Genomic DNA, 13,663 nt, shown 5'->3' with positions numbered 1-13,663 from the left:
TAGAGAAAATCTTCTTGGACGGCTAATTCTCATTTTGAGTTTTATGTCCTTTGTTCCTTTTGTGGTTTAAAAATAATCTACCACAAAAGGCATAAAGAGAACAAAGATATTATATCCACTATTGAGTGCTGACTTGCTTTTAATTAATCTATGTGAGCTATGTATCTATGTGGCTTATTTTTTTTTACCATATAGACCCATAGAAAAACATGAAAAAATCTTCTTGGACGGCTAATTCTCATATTGATCTTTATGTCCTTTGTTCTTTTTGTGGTTTAAAAATAATCTACCACAAAAGGCATAAAGAGAACAAAGGAAATTATGTTCCTTTCGAAGGTTGAGCCTACGATTTTGGCATTATGAAAAGGGTTTTACAAAAATAAGGGGCGAAAAATCTTTTGCCCCTTATTTTTTATCTAAATCAAATCTTCTCTGTTACCGAACCACATTTCAGCATTTTATCACCGAAATAGGGGTTTCTGATTTCTTCTGACAAACTCAACCAATTTGCTCCTTTATTACCATTTGCCATCGGGCAATGCTGAAGGAACAAGTTGCCAGTAGTCAACTCACTGGTTTTTGCCAGTATTATCATTTGATCTGAAAGATTATCGAATGAATCACGCTGAACTTTAGGGTCGGTGCTATCTGCAATTTTCTCTACATCTGCTTTGATGGAAGTAAATGCATCGTCAGTCAAAAGTGCTTTTAACTTCTTAGCCTCAGCACTTACTTTTTCTCCGTCAGTAGCGACCAAAGCATCTTTCAAAGCCAAATATGCATTGAAAATTTGTGTTGTAGATTCTTCTTTGAAAGCAACTGCAATAGTTGGAACTGCTACTTCTTCGCTTTCAGCAACTTCGTGCATTTCATGGGTATCTGCACCATCCATTTGAGAGTGGTCTTCCGTTGATTTACTGGAGCAAGCAACTGAAAGAGCAATTACTAGGGAAAGGGCAAATGGTGTTCTTAGATTTTTCATTGTGATTATTTTATTTTTTTGTATTTCTTTTTTCTGTCTTGTAATAAAGAATAAGGTGAATCCAGTCATATGTTCCATGCGGATATGATTCCCTTGGATTTCATTCATATCTGTCTAGCTAAAATAGAATCCGGACACCGTACTGAATATAAATTGGATCCCTATAAATACGCCCAAAAAACGATGGATTTTACGGGCATACTATTGATTATTCTTCCTGATTAGTTAGCATTCACTACGTCAAAGGATATCTTCGTTTTGTCCCATGACATAGCTATAGTGGTTGTTTTGGCATCTTTTTCTTTCACATCGAAAGTTAAAGCTTCTGCAGTTTCGTTCAAAGTTTCAGGTTTAACCTTGATCCGTATAATATCATTTGCATCCTTGTAATCGTCCGCCAAATGCATGTCCCAATCCTGATTTAGTATCACTGTCCATTCATCTTTTCCTGGGATAGTGAATAATCCGTATTTCCCAGATTTTAATTCTTTTCCATCTATGAGGACATCTTGATCAAATTTGATAGTAGTAGCCTTGTGTGCACCAGTTACCCAAACTTCATCATAGGCCACAAGACCACCGAAAATCTGTCTACTTCTTGCGCTAGGAGAGCTGTAATCAATATGAATATGGTTCCCACCTGTTATGGCCATAGCTGTGGTTCTAGGGCTTTTAGGTGCTTCCGCAGGCTTCTCTTCATGCATTTCATGAGATTCTGCTTCCATTTCTTGTTCCATATGATCCATGTCATGGTTTTCCTTTTCTTTTGGATTGCAGGCTGCCACCGCAACAAGGGCAAGTGCTAAGATTTTGATTTTCATAAGTTTGGGTGTTTTGTTCTTTATTAATTTTGTATTGTTTTAGTCACTTCTCCGCAGGTAAGCATAGCTTCTCCAAAGTATGGATTCACTATTTTTTCCTCCAAACTCAACCAATCTGCACCACGGTTATTATCGGCCATAGGACAATGCTGCACATATATTTTGGAGGACAAAGGCTTGAAATTCTCAGCCATGCCAAGCATTTCATCAGAGATAAGAAGGAATGATTTTCGAATTTCAGCCAGGTCTTTTTGAGACTTAATTTTACCTAGAACAGCTTTGATTTTTGTTTCGTATTTCATCCATTCCATGTGGGCATCGCCTTTGAACTCAGACATATTTACTTTTTCCACCGAAGCAAGCATAGTCGCTGCCGTTGATTTGGCGCTAGCCAAGTCGTCCTTGGTCAAGGCATTTTTTAGCTTGAAATAGTTGTCAAAAACTGGTTTCAACTCATTTTTAGCTTGGGTAGATACTACCACAGAACCTCCCGTGGTCTGACTTGTAGTTTGCATTTTTACTTCAGATGTGCCTCCATGATTATGCCCGGTCATAGCGGCTCCTCCGTCAGGAGACATCATGCTTGGTTTTCCCGCTAGTTGAGCTGCCGCATCAATACTGAATGTGCCATTTACCGCTATTTCTTCACCGGATTCTAGCCCGGCAGTAATGACGTATTCCGAACCCAAAGCGGCACCAAGGGTAACATCTCGAAGTTTGAAAGAGACTGCTTGATCTGTAACGTTTTTTACATAAACCACAGATCTCGTTCCTGTCCACATCACCGCGGTTTTTGGAACCACTATACTGTTGTCTTTAGATGATCCTTTGCTTTCCACCTTTCCAGAAACAAACATCTCAGGTTTGAACTTCAGATTTGAATTGCTCACTTCCAGCCTTGCTTTTGCAACTCTAGTCTGAGGGTTGATCATTGGGTCTATGTAGCTTAGTTTTCCTGTGAAAGTCTCTCCAGGAAGTGACTGTACAGTAAATTCAATCTGATCACCTTTCTTAATCCATTGTAATTCTGATTCATAGACATCAAATAGTACCCAGACTTTGCTGAGATCAGCGATCTGATAGATAGGTTCTCCACGATTTACATAATCGCCCAGATTGACCATTTTCTCAGTCACGTAGCCAGATACATTAGCTAAAATTGGTAGTTGCTCAGTCACTTTTCCTGTAGTAAGAATTTGTGAGATCTGAGAATCAGTCAGCTTCCAGTTTTTGAGCTTTTCTTTAGCTGCATTGAAAAGCGCAGGCTGTGTGTCTTTGATCTTTTGTGCTTGAAAAAGCTCCTCTTGAGCTGTAGCCAATTCCGGCGAGTAGATTTGTCCCAACACCTGACCTTTTTTGACATATTCCCCAGTAAAATTGACTGACAAATTCTCTATCCTGCCAGGAATATGAGCAGATTGTGTGTAATTCTGACGTTCATCTGCCTGGATTTTGCCATTCAAGCGGATGGACTTATTAGCATCCGCATTTCCTACTACTAGTGATTGAACTCCGGCCAACTGCATTGCAGTAGGGGACATGGTCAACGCCATAGGGTCAGCATCTGAATTATCATTATCCAAAGGAATCAGATCCATTCCGCAGATAGGGCAATCTCCAGGCTCATTCTGCCGAATCTGAGGGTGCATAGAACAGGTATAAGTAATAGGGATTCCCGCTATAGACTCTATGTGTTCATGTTCATCAGTTTCCATTTTTGGTGCCGAAGAAGGCTTGATCAGCCAACCTAAAGCCAGTCCGACCACCAAAGTGAGGGCTATCAGGACAAATTTGTTATTGAGTAAATTTTTCATTTATGATTTAATTTGTCTTTTTAATAACTGTGCGTTTAACGCCACGATCACTGTACTTAAGCTCATCAGAGCTGCACCGATGGCAGGACTTAGGATGATTCCCGCGCCGGCTAATACACCCGCTGCCAGTGGAACGGCCACGATATTGTAGCCTGCTGCCCACCAGATATTCTGCATCATTTTCTTGTAAGTAGCCGCACCGAAAAGAATCAGATTGGCAATATCTTTTGGATTGCTATTGACCAAAATGATATCGGCAGTTTCGGCGGCAACGTCTGTTCCTGAACCCACTGCAATTCCCACATCTGCCTGTGCCAAAGCTGGAGCATCGTTAACACCATCTCCGGTCATTGCCACGAATTCACCTTTTGCTTGCAAATCTTTGATAATCTTCTGCTTGTCTTCCGGCATTACTTCAGCATAGTAACCGTCTAGCCCGAGTGTTTCACTTACTGCTTTAGCGACTATTTCATTGTCTCCTGTCGCCATAAGTATTTTTATACCCTGCTTTTTAAGTGTCTCTATTGCCTCTTTGGATTCCTCACGGATCTCATCCGCCAACGCGATGAAACCTATTAGTTTTTCATCTGAAAGAACAAAGACTATTGTTTCATCTTTTGTTTTAAAAGCTCCTTCAGGTTGCTCAATGCCTTTTTGTTTTAATCCTCCTGGGCTCAAAATGCTAATTTCCTTTCCTGCCAGATTAGCTGTTATGCCCATTCCTGTGATGTTCTGGAAATTATCTGGCTCCTCAAGTTTAAGATCTAACTCTTTGGACTTTCTAACTATCCCGGCGGCGATAGGATGTTCGGAACTATTCTCAAGTGAAGCTGCTATGGCAAGCATTTTCTGATCGTCCATTTCCCCATCTACGCTTTTAAATCGAGTCACTCCAAATTCCCCCTTAGTCAAGGTTCCAGTCTTATCAAATATGATGGTGGTCAGTTTTCTAGAATTTTCGAAAGCTGTTCTGTTACGAATCAATAACCCATGCTTGGCCGATACGGAGGTGGAAATTGCGACAACTAGCGGCACTGCCAAACCTAATGCGTGAGGACAGGATATGATCATGACCGTGACCATACGCTCTAGCGCATAATTGAAGTCTTTGCCCAAACTCAACCAAACGACCAAGGTGATAATCCCTGCTGCCAAAGCGATGTAAAACAGCCATCCCGCAGCTTTATTAGCTAAATCCTGAGTTTTTGACTTGGTTTTCTGTGCCTCGGTCACTAACCCAATTACTTTGGATAAATAGGAATCTTCACCGGTATGTTTGACTTTGATTTTGAGGGCTCCGTTGTCGTTCACCGAACCACCAATTACCTGATCGTCTTTTTGTTTGGATACAGGCTTAGATTCACCTGTGAGCATGGATTCATTTACATGACTGCTTCCTTCAAGTACTTGTCCGTCAGCAGGGATTTTCTCGCCAGGTCTCACCAGAATAGTGTCTCCAGATTTCAACTCCGAAATAGGAACATCTTCTGACTCTCCATTTTCCTTAATTCTCCTAGCTTCCGAGGGCATCATCTTGGCCAATTCCTGCAAGGCATTCGATGCACCCATGACGGATTTCATTTCTATCCAGTGACCCAGCAGCATGATGTCTATTAAACTGACGAGCTCCCAAAAGAATATTTTTCCTCCTAAGCCAAATACCACTGCGGAGCTATAGAAATAGGCTACCGAAATGGCCAAGGCAATCAGGGTCATCATTCCTGGTTTCTTGTTCTTCAGTTCATCCACCATGCCTTTTAAGAAAGGCCAACCTCCGTAAAAGAAAACCAAAGAGGAGAGCGCAAATTGCAGGTATCGGTCACCCTCGAACCTAAATTCATAGCCAACAAGCTCCTGGATCATTGGAGCCAGCACGACTATCGGCAAGGTGATCACTAGAGAAATCCAGAATCGCTTTTTGAAATCCTCGATCATGTGCATATGATGCATGCTGTGGTCATTGCCTTGCATACCTTTCATCTCATGCTTTCCCTTTTTATGAGATTCATGTTGTTGATGACTGTGTTTTGAATGATCCATTTTCTATTTGTTTAAATAGCTATCTAAAAGATTTTAAAATCTCACTGTCAATCCACCACCAGCGCCAAAGCGATTATCGTAGCTTCCCATGACGGAGAAGTTTCTGGAGAAAATATAACTGGCACCTGCTGACCAGGTTGTTTCACTTTTGTAATTTGAGTTTTCACCAGATTCAGGAAGCGTATTTGTTAATCCAAAGTCCATTTGGTACTCATAGCTTCCGAAAATGGTGGTACGGGGGAAAATCATGATCTCTCGATTGATTCTAAACTCTGGTCGGAGTTTGCTATCCAGTCTTACATCCAGATTGAATAGGTAAGGGGTGAGGAATCGAATACCTATCACAGCTGTTGTGCTGATTTCATCTAGGCTTTTTTCGATTTCATTTTCCATGTTTACCCCAGCAAAGACTCTGAAATAATCATAGAGGTATCGCTCGTAACTTACTTCTGCCTCAAAATTCTGGTTGTATCCATATTCTGCATTCAGATTAAACTGATTGCGAATGTTGGAAGACATCAGATTGACTTCCGTCATGTGTGAAGCGATTTCTGTAGAACCCCAGTTGAAATACTCATCGCTTTCTTTGATGAGTTTCTTGAGTGGGAATTCCTTCAATCTTGGATCACGTGGAGTATCGTAGGAGAACACACGTGCCATTCCACCCATCATATGGTAGAGCACGTGACAGTGGAAAAACCAATCACCTTCTTCTGTTCCTTCAAATTCAATGGTGATCTTCTGCATAGGCGGAACATTCACGGTATGCTTGAGGGGTGAATATTCTCCTTTATCGGTGATTACTCTGAAGAAATGCCCGTGCAAGTGCATGGGATGATGCATCATCGTGAGGTTGTTCAAGGTAATTCGGGTCACTTTTCCTCCTTCGATCGTGATCTTATCCGCTTCGGCTAGTGGCACGCCATTCATACTCCAGATGTAGCGCCACATATTTCCTGTAAGATTCAGCAGAACTTCATTTACTGGTTCATCGGCAGGGAAGCTGGTTTTTTCTGGTGATTTTAGGTAATCGTAATTGTATTCGGCAAACATATCCATACCTGGCATTTTGTCCATGGATGCTCCCTTGTCCATTTTGCCACTCATATCCATAGGTTTATTCATAGGATCATTGTGGTTCATTTTGGAATGATCCATGCCTTGCATAGCAGCTTTCTTAGAAGAATCACTGGTGCTTTTCTCCTCCATATTCATCTTGGAATGGTCCATTTCCATGTCAGACTTCTCCATCTTCGAATGATCCATGTCGTTCCTATTCATTGTATCATCCATCTGCATTCCCCACTTATCCATCATTTCTTTAGGTTCCTCTTCAGAGGGCTTAAACTTCATGGCTGGTGCACCCATCTTCATATCCATCTTTGCCATTTTCATCATCATCCCAATTTTGTCGGGACGAGGAACATCTGCAGCAGCCAGAACATCTCCTTTTCCTAGGAAAGCAGAAGTTTGTCCCGAACCATCTTGTGCAGTGGCTCTGATTTCTATCTTTCCAGAATCAGGAATGGTGACAATGAAATCATAGGTTTCGGCAATAGCGATAAAGGTCTTATTGTGAATGACTGGCTCTACGTCCAATCCATCTGCAGATACAAGCACAGGGTCTTTTCCTCCGAAAGTCAACCAGAACTGTGAAGAAGCAGCGCCATTTATAAATCGGACACGCACTTTCTCCCCAGGTTTGAAATCAGGGTATTGGGTAGTCACTTGACCATTATTCAGAAAGGCGTTGTAGTAGATATCTGCAATGTCAGCTCCCTCCATTCTCTGCTTCCAGAAATTCATTTGAGCTCCGAATCCACCCCGTGCTATCACTTGATTCAGCGGCGTTGCAGTTCCCTTTTTAATATTGTACCACTCATTTCCTCGCTTTAGATTGCGCAGGACATTCATGGCCTTTTGATTGGTCCAGTCAGAAAGTAAAATGACCAAATCGGAATCGTATTCCAAAGTTTTTTCCTTCGGTTCAATCACGATAGAGCCATAAACACCACTTTGCTCTTGTAGCATGGTATGAGAATGATACCAATAAGTGCCGGATTGGATCAATGGAAACTCATATTTCTGAGTTTCTCCTGGGTGAATAGGAGGGGTTGTTAAATATGGTACACCATCAAAGAAGTTAGGCAATAGGATGCCGTGCCAATGCACGGAAGTCTCTACGTCCATTTCATTTTTAACATAGATAACTGCGTAGTCCCCTTCCTGAAAAGTCAGTGTAGGACCAGGAATTCCACCATTTACTGTCATGGCAGGTACTAGCTTTCCTGACTTGGAGACCATATCCTTTTTGATAGACAAAGTATAGGTTGAAGTGTCAGTCGGTATCTGGTATGCTGATGCATTATCAGTGATGGAGCAGAACCATAGTATCAATACAAATGATTTAATAAGATATTTCAGTGTCATAGTAGTTTATCTAGTTGCCTCAAGTCTCTTGATCATTTCATTCATCTGTGCGATTTCCTTTTTTTGAGCTTCTATGATATCCTGTGCTAATTTCTGAGCCTCTGGATCTTGAAGATGCGCTTTTTGGCTTACCATGATTGCTGACGAATGATGCGGAATCATCGCTTTCATCCACTGTACATCTGCGATCATGGTCTGATTTCTTAGCATGGTCAATGTGCCGATGAAAATGATAACCGCAGAGGCTAAGATCATGTAATTGGCCTTTTTGTTTTCATACATTCCCCACATGAAAAGCATCATGGAGATTGCCATAGGAGCAATCATCAAAATGGTCATATAGGTTCTGGTAGTACTGAGCATGACATGCTCGAATAAGTCTGCATTCAGAAACATAACTGCGTACATAATGACAAAGGAAACTGCCATCATTGCTGCGAATTTTACATAGCTCTTGCTTTTCATAATTAGTAGGTTTTAGCGGTTACATAATTTATTTGAGCCAAGGAAGTCTGGTAGGCTACCATGGCTTTGAGTTTCATTTTTTGGAATTCCAACAGTTGCTGCTGCACTCTTAATACCTCTTCGAAGTCTTTTCCGGAATTGCTATAGCCATTGTAAAGCAACTCCAGCGTTTGCTCTGAAGTCACAACTTGCTTATCATAAAGTGAGATTAAATTCTCTTGGATTTGGATTTCGGAAGAGTAGCGGTAATAAGAGCCATAGAGTTTGTTGTTGAGCTCTGCCTTCTCCATTTGGTAGGACTCCTGCATGAGTTCTGCTTCCTTTTGAGCTCCCTTGTATTTCCCTCGAAAAATCGGAAGACTCATCGTAATCATAGGCATAAGGACATTCTTCCCATTATCTGGTAAGTCCATATCTTTTCTCTCTCCAACCAAGACATAGTCTACACCAGCTCCAAGCTTTGGCATCCCTTGTTTCTGGGCAACCAACACAGAGGCTTCACTGGCTTGAATTTTAAGCTCCACGCTCTCTAGCAAGGGATTTGTTTGGATAGAATCAGGTAAAATCATTCGGTCAGCAGCCGATATTTCGAGCTTTTCTGAGATCTCGACAGGGGAATCATGAGACCTGGAAAGAAGGGAATTGAACCATGAATTACTTCCTTTTATTTTCATCTTAAGCACATCAATGTTCGTCTTGGATGCTTGAATCATGATATCAACTCGTAGCGCATCTGCTAGCGAACCTTTTCCATTTTCAAATTTGGAGGTAGCTAGAGAATAATAGGTTTCCAATATTCTCAGATTTTCCTGCTCAATGGCTATCAACTCGTGGGTCTCAAGCAGAGGATAGTAAACTGCCGCCAATTGATTGTAAAGCTGGTTTTTAGCATCCAGAAATTCCTGATATTTTGCTTCGGCCATTAAAGACGCTACGTCTTCTTGTGCACGTAAAGTGCCAAACCAAGGAAACATCTGAGTTAAGGAAAAACGTGCTTTCTGAGGCCCTACACGGGTTTCTACAGGTGATACAAAATATCCAAAGGTCAGGTTAGGATCTTGTAATGACCCAACTTGTGGTATCTTTTCCATGGCAGCTTCGAATGCCTTGTATTTGGCTTGAAGGCCAGGATTGTTTTCGGCGCCTATACGAAAATAGTCTTCTAAGCTTTGCGAAGCAGCAGAGAAACTAATCCCCAAAAGCAAAAGAAAGGAAAGTGCGATAGTTCTCATGTTCAGCTTTTTTTAAGTTTTCTTTCTTCCCGAATTGAATACAGCACGGGTACGATAAAATAGGTGATGGCCGCGACGATCATTCCCCCAAAAGCTGGAATAGCCATAGGAATCATGATGTCGGATCCTCTTCCTGACGAAGTGAGAATCGGAAGAAGCGCAATAATGGTCGTAGCAGAAGTCATGACTGCCGGCTTAATTCGGCGCTGTCCAGCTTCCACGATTGCCATTCGGATTCCCTTAAGGTTATCCGTTTTATTACGTTCGAAACTTTGATCCAAGTAGGTAGCCATCAACACGCCGTCATCAGTGGCGATGCCAAACAGTGCGATAAACCCTACCCAAACAGCCACACTTAGGTTGATCTGATGGACTTGGAAGAGGTCTCTCATATTTGTCCCAAAGAGATCAAAATCAGCAAACCAACCTTGTCCATAAAACCAAAGTGTGATAAATGCACCAGAGAATGCCATTGCAATTCCGGTGAAAACCATGAAGGTGGTAGTCACGGATTTGAACTGAAAATACAGGATCAAGAAGATGATGACCAATACCGCTGGCACGATGATGCTTAAGCGTTTCTCAGCACGAACTTGGTTTTCATAGCTGCCAGAAAACTTGTAGGTGATTCCAGCAGGAACATCCAGCTCTCCAGATTCGATCTTACTTTGAATTAACTGCTTAGCATCCTCGACGACAGTTACTTCAGAATTTCCATCTCGTTTATCAAACAATACATATCCCACCAAGAAAGTCTCCTCGCTTTTGATAGCCTGCGGTCCCCGTACATATTCAAAATCAACGAGCTGACCTAAAGGGATTTGAGCTCCAGTAGGAGTAGAGACTGATATTTTAGCCAAGCTCTCCGGGTCATCGCGCAATTCTCTAGGATAGCGAACACGAACTGGGAATCGCTGCCGCCCCTCTACGGTAGTAGTGACGTTCATTCCTCCAATTGCTGTTTCTATGGTTTGTTGAACATTTTCGATCGTTAGTCCAAACCTTGCAATCTGCTCACGGTTGATATTCAGTTGTAGGTAAGGTTTGCCTACGATTCTATCTGCGAAAACGGCTTCCTCTTTTACAGATGGCACCTGCTTTAGAATGTTTTCCAACTGAATCCCGAAGTTTTCGATAGTCTGTAAATCAGGGCCATAAACCTTGATTCCCATGGGTGCTCTCATGCCTGTTTGAAGCATGACTAGTCGAGTTTCTATAGGTTGAAGTTTAGGTGCGGATGTGATTCCCGGGATTTTGGTAACGGCGATGATTTCATTCCAGATGTCATTTGGAGATTTGATATGGTCGCGCCAGTTTCGGAAATACATTCCGTCCTCGTCAGGTATCAACCCTTTCGTAGGTATGTTTTGAGCAATTGCCTCTTGATTGGATAGCGTGTCACCAGTAGAGAAAATGAATCTGTCCTCCTTATCAATTTTAAATCGCTGCTTATGTCCTTTTTTATTGAGAAGATATTCAGACTTGTAATTGATGATGTTCTCATACATAGATATCGGCGCAGGATCCAAAGCAGATTCAGCTCGCCCCAATTTGCCGACAGTCAGATCTACCTCAGGAATATTGGTCAATAGCATATCTAATTGGCCAATGATCTTTCTGTTGTATGCGATGCCAGAGTGAGGCATGGCAGTTGGCATCAGTAGGAAGCTCCCTTCATTCAAGGAAGGCATAAATTCCTTTTGCATACCTGGAAAAGTATGGGCTAGACTAGACCAAGGCTTGCTTGACTGAATATCCCATCCAACAATGTTGGTAGTCTTGGGAATTAATCCAAAGGTGGTATTAAACCCGAGCCAAACCGTAGCGCCAAAGAGAATCAAAACTGCTGGTATAGTCAGGAAAATAGCTTTGTGATCCAAACACCAGGTTAATACTCGTTTGTAATTGTATTCCAGCAAGGTGAACGAACCTAATATCAAACTGACCAAAATGGCCACGAAAATCACATTTGAAATAAGAGAATGTGATGCCCCTAGGGGTAACCAATACGTCGCTAATAACCAAACCACACCAACTATTGCCAGAATAATTTCCAGTTGGTTATAAATCGGAAGGATGCGCTTTGGGACTTTTAGGGACTCTTTCTCTACATAGAATTTTGCGAAGGAAATAAGGCCAAATAATACCAACATTATCCCTGCCCAAGTGTAGCCGTAAATCAATGCTGCAATTCCTAGAATTAACAACAACCCATTTCCTAGAAGCTTATATCGCTGATTTTTGATTTTGAAACCAAAGAACACATGAGCCAACATTGGCAGTATAAGCAAGGAAACGATCAACGCTGCGATAAGCGCAAAGGTCTTGGTATAAGCTAGAGGTCCAAATAATTTACCTTCAGCTGCTTCCATGGTGAACACTGGAATAAAACTTACAATAGTGGTGGACACAGCAGTTAGAATCGCTGTACCTACTTCGGAAGATCCCTTGTATATGGTTGTGACTAATTTCTGCTCTGGCGGTGCCTCATCTATATGCTTAATGATGTTTTCAGAGAGAATAATCCCCAAATCCACCATGGTACCGATCGCGATGGCGATACCTGATAGTGCCACTATATTCGCATCCACACCAAAAAACCGCATGGCGATAAAGACCATGAGAATAGCTATAGGCAATAAGCTGGATATCAAAATTGATGCTCTAAGGTTGTACACCATTACAATCACTACCAGAATAGTGATCAGGATTTCTAAGGAAAGAGCTTCCTCCAACGTTCCCAACGTTTCCTGAATCAGTGTAGATCTATCGTAAAATGGAACGATGGTCAACTGGCTAACACGACCATCCGCTAAGGTCTTTTTAGGAAGGCCAGGAGCTATTTCTGTAATTTTCTCTTTCAGATTGTTGATAACCTGAAGAGGATTAGAGCCGTAGCGCGCGACTACTACACCGCCGACTACCTCAGCTCCGTCTTTATCTAAAAGGCCTCTTCTGTTGGCAGGGCCCAGACTTACTACGCCAATGTCTTTAATCCGGATAGGAACATTTTGCTCAACAGAAACTACGGCCTCTTCTAAGTCCTCTACCTTTTTGATGTAGCCCAAGCCACGCACTAAATATTCTGCTTGATTGATTTCTATGGTTTTGGCACCTACATCTCTATTGGATTGCTTTACAGCTTCCATGACTTTCATCAAGGGAATATTATAGGCTTTCAGTGCGTCGGGATTTACATCGACTTGGTATTCCTGTACAAAACCACCGATTGAGGCCACTTCAGAAACACCTTCCACGGCATTTAAACCGTATTTCACAAAGAAATCCTGAACGGTTCTGATCTCATGGAGATCCCAACCGCCGGTCGGGTTTCCTTGTTCATCCCTTCCTTCTAAAGTGTACCAATAAACTTGTCCAAGCGCTGTGGCATCGGGCCCAAGCCCAGGCTGAACTGCTTCTGGAAGCAATCCTGAAGGCAATGAATTGAGTTTTTCGAGAATTCTTGATCTAGACCAATAGAATTCTGTGTCTTCATTGAAAATGATGTATATACTGGAAAAACCGAAAATTGAGGAGCTACGAATGGATTTCACTCCAGGAATTCCTAAAAGATAGGTAGTAAGAGGGTAGGAGATTTGATCCTCGATATCCTGAGGAGATCTTCCTGGCCACTGAGTGAAAACAATCTGCTGGTTTTCACCAATATCAGGAATTGCATCCACTGGAACGGGGTCAGAAGGTAGGGCGCCGACTTTCCATCCGAATGGAGCTGTTACTATTCCACCTACGATCAATGCGATCAGTAGAAGGACTGTAACGAGTTTATTTTCAAGAAAATACTTGATAATTGAATTAAGCATGATTTAATCCTGGTAAAAGGAGAAACTAAATAGACTAGGCTGAATGGCTGATAACCAT

The 13,663-nt window shown here is 41.9% G+C and carries 8 protein-coding genes; all 8 read right to left on the bottom strand.

Annotated features, from left to right (window positions below; translation table 11 throughout):
* Positions 1 to 421: 421 nt before the first annotated feature.
* The 8 genes from BM291_RS06745 to BM291_RS06710 all read right to left on the bottom strand — a co-directional run bounded on the left by BM291_RS06745 (position 422) and on the right by BM291_RS06710 (position 13,605).
* Positions 422 to 982: a DUF3347 domain-containing protein gene (locus BM291_RS06745; RefSeq protein ID WP_175499661.1), complete on the bottom strand. Its 561-nt coding sequence runs from the start codon at positions 980 to 982 to the stop codon at positions 422 to 424.
* A 221-nt stretch (positions 983 to 1,203) separates the two neighbouring features.
* Complete coding sequence (locus tag BM291_RS06740) at positions 1,204 to 1,803, bottom strand: DUF2911 domain-containing protein (RefSeq protein WP_245786791.1); 600 nt, start codon at positions 1,801 to 1,803, stop codon at positions 1,204 to 1,206.
* Between the two features lie 23 nt (positions 1,804 to 1,826).
* The gene (locus tag BM291_RS06735) at positions 1,827 to 3,617 is read right to left on the bottom strand and encodes an efflux RND transporter periplasmic adaptor subunit (protein ID WP_092895607.1); all 1,791 of its coding nucleotides are present in this window, start codon (positions 3,615 to 3,617) and stop codon (positions 1,827 to 1,829) included.
* Positions 3,618 to 5,657 (bottom strand): copper-translocating P-type ATPase, encoded by a 2,040-nt coding sequence (locus BM291_RS06730; protein WP_092895605.1) that lies wholly within the window; start codon positions 5,655 to 5,657, stop codon positions 3,618 to 3,620.
* 33 nt (positions 5,658 to 5,690) lie between these two features.
* Positions 5,691 to 8,087 carry a multicopper oxidase domain-containing protein gene (locus tag BM291_RS06725; RefSeq protein WP_092895603.1) on the bottom strand — a complete coding sequence of 799 codons (2,397 nt, stop codon included), beginning with the start codon at positions 8,085 to 8,087 and terminating at the stop codon, positions 5,691 to 5,693.
* A 6-nt stretch (positions 8,088 to 8,093) separates the two neighbouring features.
* A complete protein-coding gene (locus tag BM291_RS06720) occupies positions 8,094 to 8,552 on the bottom strand; it encodes a DUF305 domain-containing protein (RefSeq protein WP_092895601.1) in 459 nt (152 codons plus the stop codon).
* 2 nt (positions 8,553 to 8,554) lie between these two features.
* Positions 8,555 to 9,784 carry a TolC family protein gene (locus BM291_RS06715; protein ID WP_092895599.1) on the bottom strand — a complete coding sequence of 410 codons (1,230 nt, stop codon included), beginning with the start codon at positions 9,782 to 9,784 and terminating at the stop codon, positions 8,555 to 8,557.
* 2 nt (positions 9,785 to 9,786) lie between these two features.
* The gene (locus tag BM291_RS06710; protein WP_092895597.1) at positions 9,787 to 13,605 is read right to left on the bottom strand and encodes an efflux RND transporter permease subunit; all 3,819 of its coding nucleotides are present in this window, start codon (positions 13,603 to 13,605) and stop codon (positions 9,787 to 9,789) included.
* Between the last annotated feature and the right edge of the window lie 58 nt (positions 13,606 to 13,663).

Source organism: Algoriphagus aquimarinus, from assembly GCF_900112005.1.
Classification (GTDB): Bacteria; Bacteroidota; Bacteroidia; order Cytophagales; family Cyclobacteriaceae; genus Algoriphagus; species Algoriphagus aquimarinus.
Note: the sequence above shows the minus strand (reverse complement) of the source record. Positions and strands in the feature narration are given on the sequence as shown.

Excerpts from the sequence above, each read along its gene's own strand:
- BM291_RS06745 (WP_175499661.1), bottom strand. The coding sequence starts at position 982 with ATGAAAAATCTAAGAACACCATTTGCCCTTTCCCTAGTAATTGCTCTT.
- BM291_RS06740 (WP_245786791.1), bottom strand. The coding sequence starts at position 1,803 with ATGAAAATCAAAATCTTAGCACTTGCCCTTGTTGCGGTGGCAGCCTGC.
- BM291_RS06735 (WP_092895607.1), bottom strand. The coding sequence starts at position 3,617 with ATGAAAAATTTACTCAATAACAAATTTGTCCTGATAGCCCTCACTTTG.
- BM291_RS06730 (WP_092895605.1), bottom strand. The coding sequence starts at position 5,657 with ATGGATCATTCAAAACACAGTCATCAACAACATGAATCTCATAAAAAG.
- BM291_RS06725 (WP_092895603.1), bottom strand. The coding sequence starts at position 8,087 with ATGACACTGAAATATCTTATTAAATCATTTGTATTGATACTATGGTTC.
- BM291_RS06720 (WP_092895601.1), bottom strand. The coding sequence starts at position 8,552 with ATGAAAAGCAAGAGCTATGTAAAATTCGCAGCAATGATGGCAGTTTCC.
- BM291_RS06715 (WP_092895599.1), bottom strand. The coding sequence starts at position 9,784 with ATGAGAACTATCGCACTTTCCTTTCTTTTGCTTTTGGGGATTAGTTTC.
- BM291_RS06710 (WP_092895597.1), bottom strand. The coding sequence starts at position 13,605 with ATGCTTAATTCAATTATCAAGTATTTTCTTGAAAATAAACTCGTTACA.